Origin of the sequence: Winogradskyella sp. PE311, assembly GCF_046545555.1 — a bacterium.
In the GTDB taxonomy this organism is placed as follows: Bacteria; Bacteroidota; Bacteroidia; order Flavobacteriales; family Flavobacteriaceae; genus Winogradskyella.
In genome coordinates this window covers 890780-911467 of the sequence record NZ_JBHZTH010000001.1, presented here as the reverse complement: position 1 = coordinate 911467, position 20688 = coordinate 890780, and the positions used below count along the sequence as shown (strand labels likewise).

General features: G+C 31.7%; 13 protein-coding genes. 4 read left to right on the top strand and 9 right to left on the bottom strand.

The window, feature by feature from the left end:
* The first annotated feature begins 160 nt into the window (after positions 1-160).
* From ACFWU4_RS03990 to ACFWU4_RS03980, 3 genes are read left to right on the top strand one after another with little or no spacing between them, the layout of a single operon-like run.
* Positions 161-3250, top strand: coding sequence for a hypothetical protein (locus ACFWU4_RS03990; RefSeq protein WP_411125094.1), 3090 nt, complete (start codon positions 161-163; stop codon positions 3248-3250).
* Positions 3250-4467 carry a hypothetical protein gene (locus tag ACFWU4_RS03985; protein WP_411125092.1) on the top strand — a complete coding sequence of 406 codons (1218 nt, stop codon included), beginning with the start codon at positions 3250-3252 and terminating at the stop codon, positions 4465-4467. The genes ACFWU4_RS03990 and ACFWU4_RS03985 overlap by 1 nt, the downstream gene beginning before the upstream one ends.
* Positions 4460-5977 (top strand): cellulase family glycosylhydrolase, encoded by a 1518-nt coding sequence (locus ACFWU4_RS03980; protein WP_411125090.1) that lies wholly within the window; start codon positions 4460-4462, stop codon positions 5975-5977. Before ACFWU4_RS03985 ends, ACFWU4_RS03980 begins: the two co-directional genes overlap by 8 nt.
* A 28-nt stretch (positions 5978-6005) precedes the next feature.
* Here ACFWU4_RS03980 and ACFWU4_RS03975 read toward each other — a convergent pair whose 3' ends face one another.
* From ACFWU4_RS03975 to ACFWU4_RS03960, 4 genes are all read right to left on the bottom strand, one after another.
* Positions 6006-7193: a glycosyltransferase gene (locus ACFWU4_RS03975; protein ID WP_411125089.1), complete on the bottom strand. Its 1188-nt coding sequence runs from the start codon at positions 7191-7193 to the stop codon at positions 6006-6008.
* A 113-nt stretch (positions 7194-7306) separates the two neighbouring features.
* Positions 7307-8563: an oligosaccharide flippase family protein gene (locus ACFWU4_RS03970; protein WP_411127221.1), complete on the bottom strand. Its 1257-nt coding sequence runs from the start codon at positions 8561-8563 to the stop codon at positions 7307-7309.
* A 31-nt stretch (positions 8564-8594) separates the two neighbouring features.
* The gene (locus ACFWU4_RS03965; protein ID WP_411125087.1) at positions 8595-8873 is read right to left on the bottom strand and encodes an STAS domain-containing protein; all 279 of its coding nucleotides are present in this window, start codon (positions 8871-8873) and stop codon (positions 8595-8597) included.
* Positions 8874-8898: 25 nt separating this feature from the next.
* Entirely contained in the window at positions 8899-9186 is a 288-nt protein-coding gene (locus tag ACFWU4_RS03960; RefSeq protein WP_411125082.1) for an STAS domain-containing protein, read from the bottom strand.
* A gap of 154 nt (positions 9187-9340) precedes the next feature.
* On the opposite strand from ACFWU4_RS03960, the gene ACFWU4_RS03955 reads away from it, so the two are divergent.
* A complete protein-coding gene (locus ACFWU4_RS03955) occupies positions 9341-11404 on the top strand; it encodes a tetratricopeptide repeat protein (protein WP_411125080.1) in 2064 nt (687 codons plus the stop codon).
* Between the two features lie 37 nt (positions 11405-11441).
* Here the strand turns inward: ACFWU4_RS03955 and ACFWU4_RS03950 are convergent, their stop codons facing one another.
* From ACFWU4_RS03950 to ACFWU4_RS03930, 5 genes are all read right to left on the bottom strand, one after another.
* The gene (locus ACFWU4_RS03950; RefSeq protein ID WP_411125078.1) at positions 11442-12425 is read right to left on the bottom strand and encodes a hypothetical protein; all 984 of its coding nucleotides are present in this window, start codon (positions 12423-12425) and stop codon (positions 11442-11444) included.
* Positions 12426-12528: 103 nt separating this feature from the next.
* Positions 12529-13086 (bottom strand): hypothetical protein, encoded by a 558-nt coding sequence (locus tag ACFWU4_RS03945; RefSeq protein ID WP_411125076.1) that lies wholly within the window; start codon positions 13084-13086, stop codon positions 12529-12531.
* A 198-nt stretch (positions 13087-13284) separates the two neighbouring features.
* The gene (locus tag ACFWU4_RS03940) at positions 13285-15735 is read right to left on the bottom strand and encodes a DUF4114 domain-containing protein (RefSeq protein ID WP_411125075.1); all 2451 of its coding nucleotides are present in this window, start codon (positions 15733-15735) and stop codon (positions 13285-13287) included.
* 323 nt (positions 15736-16058) lie between these two features.
* A complete protein-coding gene (locus ACFWU4_RS03935) occupies positions 16059-18659 on the bottom strand; it encodes a DUF6923 family protein (RefSeq protein ID WP_411125074.1) in 2601 nt (866 codons plus the stop codon).
* A 1314-nt stretch (positions 18660-19973) separates the two neighbouring features.
* Positions 19974-20684 (bottom strand): LytR/AlgR family response regulator transcription factor, encoded by a 711-nt coding sequence (locus tag ACFWU4_RS03930; RefSeq protein ID WP_411125072.1) that lies wholly within the window; start codon positions 20682-20684, stop codon positions 19974-19976.
* Between the last annotated feature and the right edge of the window lie 4 nt (positions 20685-20688).

The window sequence follows — 20688 nt, the reverse complement described above, 5'->3', positions numbered from 1 at the left end:
TACATGTCAAAAGTACTTTATAAGGGATTCGTAAACTTTTAATTTAGTTCAAGATAAGAATATCTGTAGACGAATGGTAATTATCTGTAGATAATTAATAATCAAACCACTATTTAAATTATTTATATTTACAGTATTGATAGTTTTATCAATCCTTTAAATGAAAAGTACCTCTAATAAATATTTAATTGTTGCGCTCTTAATAGGTTTAGCATTTCATGGCACTTCTATATTTTTTACTTTAGAAACCACTTACGATGCACTTATACACCTATTCTTTGCAGACCATTATGCTGGTAGTTGGTTTGAACCATGGAATTACAAATGGTACACAGGCTTTACAGTAATGAGCTATCCACCTTTAGTGCATCAATCTATTGCTGCATTATCCTTAATCGGCGGATTAAAATTTGGAATGTTTACCGTTGCTCTAATTGGTATTGTATTATTTATTACAGGTGTTTATCGCTTTTCCTTTTTAATGAGTTCTAATAGAAAAGTCGCAGGTTATGCTTCTGTTTTAGCTGTATTTTCTTCATCGTTTGTAGAAACACTTCACATTTTTGGCCAGCTCCCTAGCATTATTGGTATATCTGTATTAATGCACGCATTACCAGAAATCTATTTATGGCTTAAAACTGGCAAATTACGCTATCTAGCAACCTCGTTATCTTTAATATCTGTTACGGTTACTTCGCATCACGTGACTCCTATTTTTGGAATGATATTCTTTATCTTTCCTTTAATAGGAATGGTAATTATGGACCATTCTAGAGAACAGGTAGACTCTATGAAAGCGGTGACTTTTAAAGTCTTTCTGAGTAGTTTCTTCAAACTTTTTAAACGGATTATAAGTTTTGGAATGTTATCGTTAGTCATTATTGTTGGCTGTATATTACCTTATTGGATTAACTCAAAGAACAACCCGATTACCCAAGTACCAATACCTCATGGCTCTAGAGACAATTTCTTAGAAATTACATCTTCGGGCTTGGTGTTTTTCTTAATTCCATGGGGAGTTCTACTTATTTTATTGCCTTATATATTTTACAGATATTACAGCAAACGTTATTTGTTTTTTGGCTTGTCTATGACGATTCTTGTTGTTTTAGGCACTGGAGGCACAACACCAATTCCAAGGATGGTATTGGGTGAAACAGCGTTTAACATTTTAACATTAGACCGTTTTACACTTTGGGCTTCCATAATGTCTCTCCCCTTATTTGGTGAATTTATATATCGTTTTGTTGAAGGGGATTTAAAAACATTAATTCAAGATCAGTTAGGTGCTGTATATCATAGAATAGCTGGCGGAATTTTAGCTGGACTCTTTTTGTTTATGACCATATTTACGATGAGTCTGAGTTATTTTAAACCTTCACAACCGCAAAAAATTAAAATGCTTCCCATTATTAATTTCCTAAACCAAGATCAGCATGATCAATGGAGATACATGACTTTAGGATTTGGTGATCAAATGGCTTGGTTGTCTGCTCAGACTAATGCCATGTCGGTTGATGGTAATTATCATTCTGCGAGACGTCTTCCAGAATTAACGACACGTCCAATTGAGCGCTTAGAAAATTCAAAATTTAAAGGAGTCGAAGGTATTGGGTCATTACAGCAATTTTTAACTACGCCAGAGAAGTACAACTTTAAGTATATTTTCTCTAACGATAAATTCTATGACCCCATTTTATACTTCTGCGGTTGGCAACGCCTACGGCAATTAGAAAATGGTATTATGGTTTGGGAAAAACTAAACGTACCTCCATTATCATCTATATTGCCTAAAGATGATGTTGGTACATGGCAAAAAATACTTTGGGGTATTATGCCGTTTTTAACAGTACTTATTGCATTTATCCTTAATGTACAGATGTTATTAGTGCATGCTTTAAAAACGAGAGCTAGCGCTCCTCCTGCATTTTTAAATTTTAAGAATAACTATTCTACATTTTCTCGTGGTGTATTAAGAATAACTCATGTTTGGTCTATTATACTCGCTCTTATAATTAGTTATGGAGTTTATCTATTCTACATTAAAAATGAATCGCATCATTCGCCAGAAAATGCAATTCTCGCCTACTATGATGCTTTAGATTTTAAAGAATTTGAAAAAGCACATAGTCTTATAAACCCAAAAAGTAATCTCCCAATAGCGCAGTATATGCTAGAAATTTCCGTTACAGATGGTTTATTAAGTTCTTATGCGAAATTAGATGCCATTACTACAGAAACGATAAGTCAAAGCGATAGTTTAGCGAGTTTAAGAGTATTCACTAATTGGATTACACCATTAGAAAAGATAGAAAAGACGGACTATAAAACTTTAGTTAAACTAAATAATAAATGGTACATACAACCCGAAGATATAGATTTAGACCTACCACCAGATCAGCTATATTCTAGTAACACAACAAATTATTTTAATCAAGGACGTCGTCGCATTACAACCGAACAAACTCATCATGAGGACGTATTAAAGCAACCTGTGCTAGAAATTCTTACTGCCAAACTTGTAAAGTTTGAAAATCATTATGCGCTCATTGGTGAAATTCAGAATATAGATAACGTACCAGCAGATGTGGTTTTAAAAGGCACACTTTATAATGATGACAATAAATTCTTAGCAACCTACAACGCTAAATATCACGTCAATCATAAATTGATGCCTAAAGAAGTCAGCTCTTTTAGAATTAATTTTGAAGGTATTGCATGGTCTAAAACACAAGATTCAATACCGAAAACATTTAATCCAGACGAATTTACACCTATGGAGTTTGAAGAACAACCTACTAAGTTTAATCTTCAAGTTGCAGGTAATGTTTCAGGATCAGATTTATTTAAAAGTACTACTATATCTATTTCTGATATCAGTAAGAATTATATCTCAGGTAGTCTCTTTAATGGAGGTACTGAAGAAGTAACTATCCCTCAGTTATTGGTTTCTTACTACGATGCCAATAAAGATTTAGTCTGGGTGGACCATTTATTTATAAAAGAAGGAATTAGACAACAAAGAAAACAAGCATTTCAACATCCTTTATTAACAGATCAATCTATTCGTTTAATAAACGACGATATGACCAATTGTTTTGTAAACGGACTACCAAATGAAAATATTTCTGATAAGATTGTGACCGATAGAATTATTAATCATAATAACAAAGAGTTACAGCCTATAAAGCATCCTATATATAAATATATAAAACTAGAAATCAACACTTATATTGGTAACCCTAATTAATGACATTAAAGAATCTCTACATATCATTATTTTCTATTATTGCGCTTGCAACTACTCTTGTCATATCTAAAACTCAAGAGGCTGAAAAATATGTATTCATTTCAAATCAGACGAATTCAATAGCAGGAGATTCTCTTGAATTAAAGTTTTCTTCTGAAGGGAATACAGATGCATCCTTATATTGCAGTAATAGTTATGGGTCAATACTACTAAATCCAATCGTACAGAATAATATATTGAGTTTTAATATCCCATCAGATATATCAAATAAATCGGGTGTCTTAAACTGGAAATTAATCGCAGAGGGAAGCGAAGTTAATGGACAAATTTACATTAAACCAAAAGCATATATTAAAAGTATAGAAAGCTATTTAGGACCTCCAAGTATTGAAGCTGGTGGTACAGATTACACCATGTTAGTTGTTATACCAACGGATGATTTAGATAATGCACTTGTTGATGGTACAGACGTATCCATTAAGCATCAGTTTTTAAGTAACAGAACAACTTCAGATGTACAAACCAAAAACGGTTTTGGTTATAAAAATATTTATTCGGAACGTAAAAGTGGACGTATTCTCATTAACTCAGAATGCTTAGATCTTAACTCAAAAGAATATGACGTCAATGTGATGCCAGCTATACCAACTAATTTTAAAATTGAAGCAGATCGTATTCATAATTATGCAGATGGAAACCAAATCGCAACGTTTAAAACAACTATCATAAAGGATCGTTATGACAATATTGTAAGTGATGGCACATTTGTTACATTTTTCATCACAAATAAAGACGGTTATAAAGCTAAAACTTCGGGACTAACGATTAATGGCATGGCTACTGCAAAAATGATTCATCCAGACCATGAAGATCAATGGACAATTAAAGCCTATGTTGAAGGGATGGCAAATAGTGATACTATTAATTTAGAATACAAACAAGCTATTGCTGATTTTGATATCGTATTTTCTAAAGATAATAGAACTATAACCGTTGGTCCTTTAAAAAGCTTTATGAGTCAACGCACACCAGATGGTTTGGAAATAAAGTTATCAATTCTCAAGGACGGTTTATTGGAAGAACAATTTATTGAAAGTTCTTTAAACGGATTGGCATCGTTTCATTTAAATACAGATCGGTTTCCTAAAGGGATCTATAATTTAAAATTACATGTTGCAGGCATAACAAAAACATTTACTGAAGTCCGCTATGAGTAAGATTAATAAAAACATATTACGTGGTTCTCTTTTGTTGTCTTATGTCATCATCCTTACCTTATTAATTTTTGGCTTTGGAGCTATTTATAGTTACCTCAACACAGGGGCTGATCGCAGTAAAATGCTACATACAGAGGTTAAACAAGTAGATCAGTATTTACCAGAATTAAAATGGGCTCCATTAAATAATGAAGGTAGACCTATGGACCAACAAACACTTACAGCCGTAGAAAATGATTATTTAGATGCTTGGTATGTAAAGTTTGTCTCCTATAAAACAAATACAAAAAAAGGAATTGATGATTATTATACCAAAAGTGCAAGAGCTAATATTTTTAATATCATAGATCATAATATAGAAAATCAAATTTTTATTGACGCTACGACCTTAGAACACCAGCCAACTCTAGAATTTTTTAGTGAAGATGGTCAGCTTGTGGTACTCACAGATCATAATGTTATTGAATATAAAAGGCTATTTAATGGTGAGACTCTAGTTGCAGAAATTAACGAACAATCTAGTTATCGTGTTACGCTTTTATTAGAGGATGGCTTTTGGCGGATTCGTCACTTAGTAAAACTAAAAAGTCAGCCATACGCTAAATCTACCTATGATAAACCCTTAGAAGTGTCTAAAATAAAAGGTATAAACTATTATCCACAGGCAAATCCTTGGGATATGTTTGGAGATAATTTAGATTCAGAAATTATAGCTAAAGATTTTGAAATTATCAAAACTTCGGGTTTAAATAGTATTCGAATTTTTATACCCTATGAAGCCTTTGGTAAATCTAGCGTAGACCTAACGAAACTAGAACAACTTAAAACGGTCTTAGATCTTGCTGAATCTAAAAGCTTAAAAGTGATGGTTACCCTTTTTGATTTTTATGGTGATTATTCCGTGTTAGATTGGACGCTAACACAGCGCCATGCAAAGATTATCGTAAATGCTCTTAAAGACCATAAAGCTCTAGCGTTTTGGGATATAAAAAATGAGCCTAACCTAGATTTTGAATCTCGTGGTAAAACTTTAGTAACTGCTTGGTTAGATAAGATGGTTGATTTCGTAAAATCGCAAGATCCAAACCATGCCATAACTATAGGTTGGTCTAATGCAGAAAGTGGAACCATTTTAAGTGATAAACTAGATTTTGTATCCTTTCATTATTATGAAAAACTAGAGGAACTCGGGACTTCTTTTAAAACACTACAAGCCAAGGTTAAAGACAGACCAATTATTATTTCTGAATATGGCCTCTCTTCTTACAGTGGTTTTTGGAGTCCTTTTGGAAATTCTGACGACGATCAGGCGGAATATCACAAAACGATTCAATCTATTTTTTCAGAAAATGATATTCAGTTTATGTCTTGGACGTTATATGACTTTGATAACGTACCAAAGGAAGTCGTGGGAAGACTTCCTTGGCGCCAAAATCCTCAAAAGCATTTTGGCTTTATAAATAAAAGCGGTATTCGTAAATCTTCGTTTAAGTATATTTCAAAGAAATAACGCTGACGTTTTAATACTATTTAAAGGATTAATTATTAGCTTTTCTATCTATGATTTGTTGAAATGTTTCTAAATACATTTCTGCTATTTGCGACATTGGGTGTGCTGTTGCAGCTTTATAATTTGCTTTTGCTAGTTCTAATCTATAACTGTCATTTGTTACAATGGCTTCTATTGCAGATGCCAAACTCTCTACACTTGTAGGATCGAAGAACTCTCCTCTATACCCTTCATCTTGTACTAGAAGTGCTAAATCACCTAGGTCTGGCATTACTACTGCTTTTCCATAGCTACCTGCTTGGTGTAATACACCAGAGCTTCCTGTTGTGGATGTATACGGAAAAACAGCTACTGCACTTTCACTAAAAATAACTGGTACTTCTTCCTCTTCTACATAACCTGTAAATCGTACCTGTGGCACATGCTTGTAGTCTTCTTCAACTTTGGCTAAATAGCCAGGTACATTTGGGTTATCTGTTCCTGCAATCACAACTTCTAAATCCAATCCTGTTGATTTTCTTACCATTTCTACAGCTTCGATCATGCCCTCTACTTTTTTATAAGTTCCGAACTTACCAAAAGTCATAATTTGTAACGGTCCATCTGGTAGCGTATAGTCTGGCTCATCTGGTATTTCAAAAGTACCATGTGGAATTAGTTTTACATTCGTAGCACCATATTTCTCTCCTAATATATCAACATATTTTTGCATAGTTACAGCGACAGTATCTGCCTTTAATATTAGTTTTGTTAGAGTCGTACCTATAAACCCATAAATACTTTGCATTAACTTGTTTGAAGTAAAACCAGCACTTCCCAAATCCACTTCTTCTAGGATGTTATGTAATAAAACGATATTAGGAATCTTTTTCATCTTACATACCAACGGTAGCATTAAACCCAAAGCCGCAGCGATTTTCTTATCACCAAACTTCATAAATTGTAGGTTAAATAATACTGAATCTGGCTTCGTTTGGTTTATGGCTTTAGTCACCGAAAAAATATTTGAGTAACTATTAAATGCCCAACATTCTTTTACAACAATCTTACAACCTGCTTCTGTAAACTCTAAATCTTTAGCTCCTTCAGTTCTATCCGTTAATAAGATTAACTCTGTAACGTTTTGGTTTTTTCTAAACTGTTTTACTAAATGGTATGCATATTCTGTTAAAGTTACTTTACTTGGTGGATAAGCTGTTACGATTGCTAATTTCATAATCTCTTTGTTTATTGTTGTTTTAATTACAGTACAAATTTGCATTATAAATGCAACAAAAACAGTTGTCTTTAGACAGACCGACTTTTACTGTAGACCAATGGTTATTTGGTTTAGATAAGCTCTTTTTTCTTAGTTTTAGATTCATATATAAAAAATCCTAATTGGATTACTAATAACAAAATCATAGCAACGATTTGCATATGCACTACTTGTTCTAAAGAATCGTGGTAGAAAACTACCAATCCCATTTGTAGCATCCCAAAGACGCCAGATATTATTACGGGCACATACTTATCTAAAGATAAATAGTAATACGCAAAAATATTTGAGATGGCGAACATAGATGTAGCTATAGCATATTTCCATAATAAAGGCGCCATACTAATATACTGTTCACCAAAAAGTATGTTTATAATAAGTTCTGGCAGTAATACGCAAGCTAAAACAATTATAAAAGAGATAATAGCTATGTACCCAACGTACTTAAAAAGTACTGATGCTGTTTCTTTACCTTCTTTCTTTAATTCTACTACTGCTGGCAATAATAACATCACAAACATCCAAGCAATAAAATATACAATACGACCTATTAAAGCTAACGAGGCATATAAACCAGCTTCATAAGGTTCAAAATAATGCTTTACAAGTAAGATATCACTGTTATTAATTATGATTTGTGTGAGCTCATAGAAAGCAGTTAATAGAAAGAAATTTCTAATCTGCTTGTTATACTTATCCTCTAATTTAATAGATTTTTTTACACTGATTTGTTTGTATTTAAAAGGAAACAAACCAAATACAAATGATAATAAAATACCCACGGCAATAATTGCAGATGATTGTATATCTAATAGAAGTAATAAACCTATTGTTATTAATAGACGACTTAGCATTTCTGCCTGGTAGGTAATCGATAAGGATTTATAAGATTTTTTTCCTTGAAATGTTCCTCTATTTACACTCATTAAAAAATACAAGGGAACACCACAGCCAAATATGATGAACATGGTTGAAGATGAGGTGTTAAATACGGTTTTGAGTTGAGAAGCAAATATTATAATAAGTGCACCAAATAAAACACCAATTATAAATGATTGTTTATAAACTCTAGAAATAAAATTTTTAAAAAGTTCGTTCTCAAATAATACCGAGAACTTTGCAGTAACCAATTGAAACGTCATTGCAACAAATGATAACACCAATAAAAATGTAATTAATACTGCAGCGTCTGCAAACTCAGTTGGTCCTAGCATACGACCTAAGACTAAATTATAAATATAGTTTCCTCCATTTACGGCCAACACACTAACCATAAAAATTTGCTCTGGCGTTAACTTTCTGCCTTTGATTGCTGCAAATAATTGCATGAGTTTAGTTTTCAAGATTTAGGGTTTTAGGTTATGCTACTGAGTTAAATCTAAATTCATCATAAATTTCTTTACAACCATTACCCACAATATAGAAATATCTATTGAAAATCAATGCATTAGTGTGTAATCTTTTTAATGCCTTCATTCCATTTATATCAATTTCTATAATATTATCAATATTAATTGTTAGCTTTTTGGATGCATTTAATATCGTTTCAAAATGCGTTTGGAAGTACTTTGCTGTCGCAGCATTAATTGAGCCTTCTAAGTTAAATATTCCTTTAGTTTCTTTAATTGTAAGTGACATATCTATTCTTTTAAAATTAGTTATTTTAAACAGTAGCGAAATCAGAATTACAGGTTAATCTCTCGTAAATGCCGTGGACATCTTTACCAATCATAAAAAAATTAGTATTACTACTAACCGCATCTGTGTGTAATGTCTTAATAGCATCAAAACCATAAGTATCAATTTCGGTGATTTTTTCAATATTAATTGCTATCTCGCTAAAAACATTTATTACCATTTTAAAATGTGTTTTCATTTGTCTGGCAGTAGTTGCATTAATTGAACCTGCTACTGAAAATATTCCGTTGTTTTCTTTAATTGTAAGTGCCATAATTTTATTGTTTTTTAAATATTATTATTTTAAATCTGACACAAATATCTGCTGTAAATCCATGTAAGTTCTTTATATTTCGATGGATAGCGTTTTGCTGTAGATGAATGAACCGTAAATAGTGCTTAACTTGCAGTAAGTAAAATAAACAAAGATGAAGACCCTAAAATCACTTATTAGTATCACATTTTTCTTAATCGTTTTTGGTGTAACTGCCCAAAACATGCAAGAAGGTTTTACCTATTTAGAAACTGGTAAATATGCACTAGCCGAATCATTTTTTGAAACTATATTAAAAGATTACCCTGATAATAAAACTGCAAGACTATGTTATGGTCGTGCTATTGGTCTTAATGGCAAAGCACAAGAAGCTAATACGCTATTTACTGATTTATTAAAAGACTATCCAAATGATTTTGAGGTAAAGCTTAATTATGGAGAGTCTTTATTATGGAACAACAACTTCTCAGCTGCTAAAAGTTATTATAAAGGTATCGTAACTGAAGATCCTAAAAGTTTTGCTGCCTTATTAGGTTTTGCAAACACCTTATCAAATTTAAAAGAATACGAAGACGCACTAACGTATGTGAATAAATCCTTAGAGGTTTCACCAGGAAACCCAAACGCTATGACTTCTAAAAAATATATCTATTTAGGTTACGCCTACCAAAATCAACAAGAGCAGAACTATGATAAAGCTGAGGCACTTTTAACTAAAAATCTTCAACTATTTGGTGATGATAAAGACACCTTATTAAACCTAGCCAACTTATACTTAATCTGGAATAAACTAGACAGTGCTAAAACTATGTACAACAGATTAGCTGAACAACCAGAACATAAAATTGTAGCTTTAAATGGTTTGGCTTTAGTAGAACACTTAGATGGTAAAGAGAAAAAAGCTTTAGAATTAAGCACTAAAGCCTACACAAGTTTAACTAATAACACTGACAAAATAATTACGCAACAAACTACAGAGCGTTATGCACAAGCCTTAATCTGGAATAAAAAATACAAAGCAGCTACCACATTAATTGACACCTTAAATACAGACTATCCAAACGAAAACTGGGTATTGGCATTACGAGCCACTTTAAATATATATAAGAGTAACTTCAAAGAAAGTTTAAGCGACTATAATCGCATCTTGGTAAACGACAGCACGTCTTTCGATGGTAATTTAGGTAAAGCTAATGTCTTAAAAGCCTTAGGCCGTTTTGATGATGCTTATACCTCAGCAGAAAACACTTTAAAGTTTTACGACAATCAAAAAGATGCAACTAACTTCATTAACAAAATGAATATAAGTTTCACACCTGTATTAGAATCTAAAGCCTCGCACACGTTTGATAATGGAGATAATAAAGCTTTTGCTTTTAACACTAATGTGGCATATCCTCTATCGACAAAGTTGAGTTTGCTTGGTAACTACAATTACAGAACTACTAACAACACCGTTACAGATAACAAAGCCAACTCTAATAATCTTTCTATAGGATTATCTTATCAATTAATCCCTAATATTACTTTTAAAGGTACTGCTGGTATCACCTCAGCAAAAGCAGAGACTACAGATTACTCCCAACTCTTAACCGATATATCTTTTAATATTAAATCCTTTAAACTACAGACTCTAGATATTGGTTATAAACGCCAAATCGAAAGCTTTAATGCAGACCTATTAGATAGAGAGTTGGTGCAAAATAACTATTACGCTAACTATAATTTGGGTACCAACTTTAACTTAGGTTGGTTTACACAATTAATGCACACTGCACAAAATGATGGAAATTCTAGAAATTTATTGTTTACCTCATTGTACTATAACTTATTACCAAAACCATCTTTAAAGGTAGGAGTAAACTACCAGTATATTACATTTAAGGATCAAGTCCCAACCATATATTTTAGTCCGGAAAAATTTAATAATTACGAAGTCTTTGTTAACCTCATAAAAGATGAAGCTGTGGCCAAACCAACAGAATGGTTTTATAATCTTACTGGTGCTTTTGGATATCAATTTATCGAGGACGACCCAAAACAAACAGCTTACAGAATACAAGGTGCTTTTGGGTATAAATTCTCTCAGCGCAGTTTACTAAATGTGTATGGAACCCATAGTAATATTGCCGCTGCAACGGCTGCTGGTTTTACATTTACGGAAATAGGATTGCGTTTTAAATGGGTGTTTTTAAATAAACCTGCCTTCGAAAGATAACAAGTTGGTCTAATCTTAATAATTTATAAATAGAAGCTTAATTTTTCTTTTGCGCCATAATCCATTTCATTAATCGATCCTTATTTATTGTATTCCAAGTAGATTGTACGGTCTTTTTTTCTGCTGAATTTTTTTCTGGGTGTAATACAACTAACTCTGTCCTTTCATTACCTGCAAGTTCTAATTCAGCCAAAAAGCCAACTATATCTGTTGCGTTATTTTCATACAGTGTTCTAAAATACTTTTTTAATCTAAAATTTATTGCAGGTTCTATGTAAGCTAAAACAGCATAGTTTTTATAGAGTTTAATGTTCCTATTTTGTTCATCAAAGTAGCTATATGTTGAGAAATTATGATAGTTATTCGGCGCTGTTTTAGGAGTGCCTTTTAAATGAGTTTCTAACATATAATTTATAAATTTTGGCTCCCATAGGTCGATGCGATCAATTCTTATATCACGCCTATGTTGATGCCATTTTCTTGTCCAATCTAATGTGAAATTACAAATGGCAATACCCTTTATGTTAAGTTGAAATTCAAAATCTTTCTCCTTTATAAATTTAATATACCTCAAACCTCTATGACCTACCAAACTGCCTCCTAAAAAGAATATATTCTTATTGGGCAAATTATTTTTAATAAACGCTTCTACGATTAAATTATGTGTGGATTGCATAGAAGACTCGAAAAAATAAAAATCAAAAGGAATTTCACTTGAAACTGACAATACAGCAAAGCCCGCTTTTGATGCTTGCTTATACATCTGCTTGGCATTATTATTTTTTTGATCGTACCCAGAATCTTCTAGAAAAATAAGAACTCCAACTACTCCTTTATTCTCTGGCAGCATAAGTGTGTAACCCGCTTGAATAAAAGGTAAAAAATCATTCTCCTTTTTTCCAATTCTCAAACTATCGCTTTTCAAAGGTTTGTATTGTTGTGAAATATTTTGTGAAAAACAAATAGTGCTGAAACTCAACAGTAAAATCAAAAATGACAATTTTTTAAGAATTTGATTCATAGTTTTATTCTCTTTACATGCAGTTATTCTATAGATGAAATCATTTTGTGTGGTATTAAACTAAACTCAGGAATAGATTTTTATTGATACAGTCATTTAAAATCTAACTATTAATTACAAACGTTGAGGTAGTTCTTTTCTTTTTCCAATTTTTATATTCTATTATTATTTCGATTTCTTTATTTCCATGAATTTCATCTTTATAATTATAAATTGACTTATATCTAATTCCGTATGTATCTAAAACTTCATCAATTCTCCTTTTTTTAGATTTTGCTGACTTCAATTCGTTTAAAAAATTTTGTAGGCTAAAGTTAGCATTAATAAGAACTAAAACTCCTACTCCAATTACAGAAGTGCGATAGACTGAGTAATATCTTAAAGGACGAAAGCCGTCAGTTAAAAATCCATTTCCGACAATAAAAAAAATTCCTATGATAGCAATAATCAAAACCTTCAAATAACTTGTGTTCTTCTTTTTTAGTATTAGATGTAGCTCTAGATTGGATTTATGTATTTCATTCGTAAACTTGTCACCAAGATTTAGACTTACACACTTTTTATAAAAATCTGGAGCTTTATTTGTCAACTTACAGGTTGAACCAATAGAAAGACTTGTGATTTGATTTTCGCATAATACGCAATGTCTTGTGAGATTCATTTTATTTTTTCAACAATGTAATACCCATTATATTTTGTGAGTTTAAACTGAAACTGAAGTCAAATCACAACTATTTTAATCAAAATACAAATAATATTCTTTAAATATTACCAAGACATTAATATATACATATCTCTTAAAATAGCAAAAGGCAAAAGATTGCTCTTTTGCCTAATGCAGATAGTTATTAAAAAGGGTTTAATTTACTATTAATTTTAAAGGGTCAATGTTAAACGTGCTATTAATAATTTTACAGTAATACATACCAGAGCTTAAGTTGTCTCTATTTACTACAATACTGTTTTTTCCTTGTACAACATTATGAGTATTACTATAAACAACTTTACCTAACTGATTATACATTACAAATTGTACAGTCTCTGTTTGTGAAGCTGTAAAGTTTATGATAGACTGGGACGTCATAGGGTTAGGGTAAGCTTTTAATGTTTCTTTAGGGTTATCTAAATTTTCTATACTTAGACTTAATGATTGTCCAAAAGCAACCTCAGATACAGACATATTAAATGGCACTGACGTCACATAATCACCTCTCACAGAAAATACTATAGTTTTTATATTTTCAATAGTACCATTTTGCCCATTAGCGTCTACAAAATCATTAAATGATATGTTATGGAATGTTGACTCAGCATTTGGCTCAATTGTATATCTAAGACGATTATTCCAATCTTCTAAATTTTCTGGCATTAGTATAACTTCCACTAATTGATCTGCATACATACTAAATTGAATAGCATCATAATCTGTTACATCTAAAGTTTGGTCACCTGGCAATACATGTCGAAAAAGGTTGACATTGCCTTTTACCATACCAGAAACAGAAGGTTGTCTTTCTATTTCATAAAGCTCTTCATTATATGTGATTGGATTATTTGCTACCGTAAATGTTGTAACTTCTTCATAATCCTCATAATAGTCAACTCCCCACGGACCGTCTGCTAAATACAATGCATCTTTTTGACTATAGTTGGGAATTTGTAAAGAAAAACCAACATCGAATAAGCTACCTGTAGTTATTGAAATAGTATCGTTCCATTGTCCTGAGAGTGAAATATTTTGTGTAAGATCTAAACGTTGATTTGTTTCCGTAGGAGCAATACTAGCTTCAAAAAGTAAAGACGTTACATTTACCTTATTTATTATATTTAAATTAAGCTCTCCATTAGAATAACTACCAGATTTCACAAAAACCATTGGTACTACATCTAAAACAGCAACACTTTGTAGCGGTTTCTCTTCAGTTAATGTATCTATAACATGATTTCCGATTGCAAAAACTTGAGAGTAAGAGCTTCCCCAAATCTGAAAATTATAATAGTCTCCTTCTGGATATTGTGCAATATTCCAAAAACTGAATAGTTCATTTTGAGTTTCTCCCAATTTTACTGAAAAACTTAAAGTGTATTCCATTTCTCCAGTAGCTCTCAAAATCTTAGCACTGATGATTTTATGTCCTCTAACTATTACCGTTCTTATATCTTCTAAACTTGAACTATTTAAACGGTCACAAATAACTTTTGAATGATCGTATATTGAACCTTCTGTAGCTGTAGCTAAGACTGCCGATACTCTTAATTCATCTCTATACATATCTAATGAAAAAACTTCAGAAGCATTTGTAATATCGATTAAGTCGTCTGGACTAGAGATATAAGCCGTTTCATCTCCAAACATACCAGTTTCTGGTAAATACGACTCTAATACCGATCCTCCCTCCGAGGTTCTCTGTTGTAAATATGCTTGTTTGTTGTAAACAGACTGTGTAGATCTTTTATTAAATACTTCGCCTGTTTTTGTTCTATTAAAGTTTCGTTTCGCAATTAAATTCGCAAGATTTCCATTACTTTCTAAGCCTCCATCGTTAGCAGAAGTTACGTTAGATGCGCTACTTACATCTGCATAATTTACAGTAGTAATAGCTTCGTAAGGATTTGCAGTGATATAAAAAATAGCATCATTAAAATCATTATCACAAGATCCGTAATCTCGTCTTATATCTTCAAAACCTAATATTACACGCTCATTGTTTGGGTCGTTTAATAAAACATTATGATACCTTAAACTCTCTTGAGCTTCTGGGTTATAATCTGGATTAGAAAACAATTGCCATAATCCGTTACCTACAGAACTAGAAGATGGATTCCATGCATTAGCTAATAGCACCCAGCCGATTCCTGTACCTTCTTGAAATGTTCCTATTTTCACTTTATCTCCTGGTTGCAAACCACCACCACTATGTAGTTTTGAAGCATTAGGAAAAATGATAGTAATATCCTCCGGCTGCGGTGTTGAAGTTGGTGGATTGTTTAGATCGTATGTATAAAAGCCAAGAACATTTTTATATCCCGCTCCTTCGTTTACAAAGGTTACCCAAATATCTGCTAAAGCATTAAGTTTAACATCCGTTTCATATCCGGAAGAAATGTAATGCGGATTATAATCTGGTACTGGATAACTTTCTGGAAGCGACTGATCAATCATCTGAAGTGTCTCTTCCGAAACTACATCACTTGGATTTTCTAAATATAAGGGTGTTCCGTTTGACGTATAATCACCAAGAAACTGATAGTTCTGTGCATTAGTTATGAAGGTAATCGATACGATTAAAAATAGTATTTTATTTTTCATGATACTTTGTTTAATACCACAAATTTATATGAGATAAACCGTCGATTTTTTAATATTCGTTTAATGCAATGGCTAAAACGTTAGGAAGCAGTTTGGTATCGTTGACTGGTTTTTGGACCATGTTAGATCTCTTATTATGTATAGACTATTGGAATAACTATTGCGCAACTAATTTTAGAATGATATAATTACAGAACTCCTCAAAACACCAATCTAAATTATTTTATTATATATTTTTTACAACCCTCAACCTTAAGTATTATAAAACAACAAAAGGCAAAAGATTGCTCTTTTGCCTAATGCACATAAGGATTAACTAAGGGTTAATTAATAATCAGTTTTAAGGGATTAATCTCGTACTGATTACTAACGATTTTACAGAAATATAAGCCAGAGCTTAGATTCCCTCTATTTATGGTTACATTATTTTTACCTGGCACTGCGTTATATGTTTTATTATATACAACTTTACCTAACTGATCATACAGTAATATAGCAACAGTTTCGCTTTGGTTTGCTGTAAATTGCAATGTTGTATTTGTTATCATCGGGTTAGGATAAGCGCTTAATTTGGTTTCATCCTCACTAAACTCATCTATTGATAAACTACTGCTTTGTGAGAAGCGCAAGTTATTTATAGACATTATTTTAGACGTACTTACTCCATTTTCAGACACCATTGTAAATACTATAGTTACAACATCATTTAGTTCTGCCTGTTCTCCTAAACTATTTTCTAAATCGTCAATATCTATCGTAAAGTCTTGTAATGTATTTGTTAGTGCTAGCGTTACTTTAAATTGCTCCTCCCAATTAGTAATACTTTGTTTTACAAAAGTTATTTCTAAATTCTCAGTTCCTTTTGCACTTAACTTAAAGCTATTATAACTTGTTAAATCAACAGCTTTAAAACGCGGAGTTAAAGCTCTGTAAGCAGCTACATAACTATCAGTTGTTGCTCTTAATTCTACATTACGCTCTATAGCATATTCACTCGCATCAAAATCTATTGTGTTTGCCGTAACTTCATACAAACTTACAGTAGTACCCGATTGAGAATCATCAACTCCCCAAGGACCATCTGACATAAATAAATCATCTGGTGTACCGTTGCCATCGCCAATTCTAAAACCGATGTCAAATAAATTTCCAGTATCTACAGTTACATTAGTAATGTAATTACCATTTAAATTAATTGTAGAATTTAAGTTTCCGAAATCTTCGGTTTCAGTTGTTCTATAACCTGCGTCTAGATTAACACTTTGTGTACCATTAGTATTTATAATCTGAAGATCTAAACCTCCATTAACATACTGTCCTTTTCTTACAAATACTGTTGGTGGAGTTGAGAGCTCATAATTTGCTATTGGCTTTTCTGTATTTAATAAGTTTAAAACTTCTTCTCCTAATAAATACAAGTCATCTATAGTGTTAGACCAAATCTGAAAATTATAAAATGTTACATTTTCTTCATACTGATCTAAATTCCAATGGCTTTCTACATTAAAATTTTCTTCATTATTAGATACTTTAGCTGAAAAACTTAAAACAAACTCGTAAGTCCCATCTACGTTTTTAATGATTGACTTAATAAAAGGTTGCTCATTAATACTCATTGTAGAAACAGATATTAATTCTGCACCTAATAAACGATCGCAAATGTACTTAGTGTGCTCATAGACACCATTTTCAGTTTTTAGAGCTAAAATTGAAGCTATTGGAGTGTCATTATTCATATAGTCTACGGCGAAAATTTCAGTAGCATTTGTAATGCTGACCAAATCAGCTGGTGTAGATTCTATTGTTTCTGTTTCGCCAATAGTTTCTAGCGGAATAAAATCTTGTAGTATAAAACTGTTATCACCATCTCTTTGAGCTAGAATTAAATCTCTAGTAACTTTTGGTGCACTTAATCTATCAAAAACAAATCCTGTTTTAGCTCTATTAAAGTTTCTTTTATTGATTTGCTCAGATAGTCTATTGTTACTTTCTAAACCACCTTCGTTTCCACCAGATGTTGGCGGTACGATTACTTCACACATTCCGAAACCAGAACAAGAAGGGTCTTCACAATCTATAAGACCGTCACCATCATCATCAATACCATTATCACATATCTCTTGTAGCACTGGCGCTGTTGGACAACGTGCTCCATCATTACTAGCACTAGATGGACCAAAAGCAAATAAATTTGAATCCATATCGTTAGTTGAATTTACATTTTGTACTTCTTGAATTACATATATAGTACCTGTTTGATTTGCCGAGATATAAAAACGACCATCTGCATCAAAATATACAGCACCATAAGTATAGTTGTTTCCGGCTAATATCGGTACTTCACCTAACGATGTTACCTGCCCATTATCTGGGTTTATTCTATACAATTTATTAGAATTCTTCTCAACTGTATACAACTGACCATCTACAGCATTGAAAGCCCAATCATGAATACTTAGCGATTGAGATAAACTTTCTGTAGCATCATGCTGAATATAATCTGCCGAATTTGGGTCTAAATTAATTTTGTAGTAAGTAGACCCACCGCCTTTTAAATAATACATACCTGTAGAACTCACATCACCTATATATCTATTACTAGTGGGTAATTCATCTATAAAATAAATATCAGTTGTGAAATTTTTACCAATTCTTACTATTTCTTTCGAACCTAGAAGTGATCCCCAAATATAACCGTCTGCAGGATTATACCCTGTTGCGTTTATTGAGGCCTCAGTTACATCCTCATGCACTAAATACGAACTTCCAGAAGCTAAATCAATAGCATATACATCGTTATACTGAAATAAGTACGCATTATAATCACAATTAAAAGGGATATCTTGTGCGAATGTACTTAATGTGAATGCCAGTATTAATGCCAAAGTCATTCTATTCTTTAAATTGTAGTTTTTTAATTTCATCTTGTTTGATTTTTATTCTGATACAAATTTACTCTGCATATCAGCTGTAATTTTCATTATTCGTTTGATTCAACTTTAATAGCGTTGGTTAGCAAATTACTATCGACGAACGGTTTTATGCGTTGTTATTGTATCTATATCTCTTTAATATCTACTATTATTATGAGCAGTAATAGATGTTTTTTTTAATGGAAACATAGAATTTATTTGAATACTCAGTTTTAAATAATATGCAGTGAGATAGTGTAAAATAAGTCTGTAAATGGAAACAATATAATTTCTTAATATATTGGTTAAACAATCTAATAAGGATAGTATTGAATAAAAAGTGTTTAGAAAAAAGACTTAAAAGATACTGATATTTAAAGCTTAAAATATAGGTGTTAAATATAGCATTAGGCGCTATAATAAGCAGTTTAGGTTTCATATTAGTAAATTTGGGCTATGTAATATACTAACTTAATTAATTGATTATCAGGTATTTCGCTAAACAGTGTAATTATACGATAAAGTGTATGTTTTTAACGATTAAATGTATTTATTGTTCTGTATTTTGTCCTTAACAAAGGCGAAAATTTCAACTTGAGTACAATGTAGTATGCTGATTTTCAATATTTTTAACCGTAAAAAGTAAGAATTAGAGTAATTAAAAAAATAACTCAGTAATTATAAAAGTATTGTTTTTAATATTATACAGGCACAAGCTCATTTCTCATGTCTATTCAACATAACTAATTAGAAGCTTTGACTAAAAAATTAGTGGTTTTCTTATACTGTTAATTGTGTTCATAATTATGCATCTATGTGATTATAAAACAAATTTACTATCAATAGCTACACAGTTTAATTATAATTCGTTTAACACTATATCTACTAAAGCTAGATTACGACTTACTGTCGACTAATGGTTTAAGCAGTATTTTGAAAGAAACTTTATAAACTAAAACAGGCAAAAGACCCTCATCTTTTGCCGTTGTTTTAGCTATCAATCTATATTCCAAACCTAACTAAGAATACAACACAAAAATAAATTAGATAGTCGTTACTTTTTATAAAATTCGACCGGTAAACAAAATAAAAGGGTCAATAAAATTATAGAAGCGACCAATGGTATATGCATATTTTTATATGCGTACAGATAGTATAAAAAAAGGGCAAAAGATTTCTCTTCTACCCTAAAATTAACTATCAATTTTACAAACCTTAACTTGTACTTTCTGATTCAAAAGTATAAGTATTTAAGGGTTTTTATGATTTTTTTCGTCGGATTACTGTAGATTAAAGACCGAAAACTGAGAAGTGTCTTTGAATGGTTTACAATAAATTAAGACGTTTCATTAATTCTGGTCTATTAGAACGACTCACAGGTATTACATCTTTTTTAATAAGTACACTATTATCCTCTATATCAATAATTTTGTCCACATTGATAATATAAGATCTATGTATTTTTAAGAATAAACTATCTGGTAGCTTCTCCTCTATTTTCTTTAAGGTAGAATGTACAGTATAGTTTTTATCTTCTGTTTTTACTTGTATATAATCTCCTTTAGCTTCTACTAAATAAATACTCGGTATATCTATCTTAATAAGACGTCTATCGATATTTACGTACAAATCGTTTCCGGAAGTCGTTTCAACTTGACCTGAGGTTTTTTCTTCTGGCACAGGAGGTTTAATGGCTTCTGCTTTATCAATCGCTTTTTGAAAACGCTCAGGTGTAATTGGTTTTACTAGATAATCTACAATACAATCGTAGCCAAATGCCTGAATCGCAAAATTTGGATCTGACGTTGTTAAAATGATTTTTGGAGGATTTTTGATGGTATCTATAAAATCAAAACCTGTAAAGTCTGGCATATGGATATCTAAGAATATTAAATCAACCTCATTGTGATTTAAATACTTAATGGCCTGCATTGCATTAGGAAATTCTTCTAAAACTTTTAGACTGTCTACATTAGTGCACAATTGATTAATAATTGCTCTTGCTGTAGCTTCGTCGTCGATAATAATACAATTCATAAAA

What these genes read in the sequence shown, in the direction of transcription:
- ACFWU4_RS03930 (WP_411125072.1), bottom strand. Translation starts at nt 20,684, where the DNA reads ATGAATTGTATTATTATCGACGACGAAGCTACAGCAAGAGCAATTATT.
- ACFWU4_RS03975 (WP_411125089.1), bottom strand. Translation starts at nt 7,193, where the DNA reads ATGAAATTAGCAATCGTAACAGCTTATCCACCAAGTAAAGTAACTTTA.
- ACFWU4_RS03985 (WP_411125092.1), top strand. Translation starts at nt 3,250, where the DNA reads ATGACATTAAAGAATCTCTACATATCATTATTTTCTATTATTGCGCTT.
- ACFWU4_RS03990 (WP_411125094.1), top strand. Translation starts at nt 161, where the DNA reads ATGAAAAGTACCTCTAATAAATATTTAATTGTTGCGCTCTTAATAGGT.
- ACFWU4_RS03940 (WP_411125075.1), bottom strand. Translation starts at nt 15,735, where the DNA reads ATGAAAAATAAAATACTATTTTTAATCGTATCGATTACCTTCATAACT.
- ACFWU4_RS03960 (WP_411125082.1), bottom strand. Translation starts at nt 9,186, where the DNA reads ATGGCACTTACAATTAAAGAAAACAACGGAATATTTTCAGTAGCAGGT.
- ACFWU4_RS03945 (WP_411125076.1), bottom strand. Translation starts at nt 13,086, where the DNA reads ATGAATCTCACAAGACATTGCGTATTATGCGAAAATCAAATCACAAGT.
- ACFWU4_RS03970 (WP_411127221.1), bottom strand. Translation starts at nt 8,563, where the DNA reads ATGCAATTATTTGCAGCAATCAAAGGCAGAAAGTTAACGCCAGAGCAA.
- ACFWU4_RS03935 (WP_411125074.1), bottom strand. Translation starts at nt 18,659, where the DNA reads ATGAAATTAAAAAACTACAATTTAAAGAATAGAATGACTTTGGCATTA.
- ACFWU4_RS03980 (WP_411125090.1), top strand. Translation starts at nt 4,460, where the DNA reads ATGAGTAAGATTAATAAAAACATATTACGTGGTTCTCTTTTGTTGTCT.
- ACFWU4_RS03955 (WP_411125080.1), top strand. Translation starts at nt 9,341, where the DNA reads ATGAAGACCCTAAAATCACTTATTAGTATCACATTTTTCTTAATCGTT.
- ACFWU4_RS03965 (WP_411125087.1), bottom strand. Translation starts at nt 8,873, where the DNA reads ATGTCACTTACAATTAAAGAAACTAAAGGAATATTTAACTTAGAAGGC.
- ACFWU4_RS03950 (WP_411125078.1), bottom strand. Translation starts at nt 12,425, where the DNA reads ATGAATCAAATTCTTAAAAAATTGTCATTTTTGATTTTACTGTTGAGT.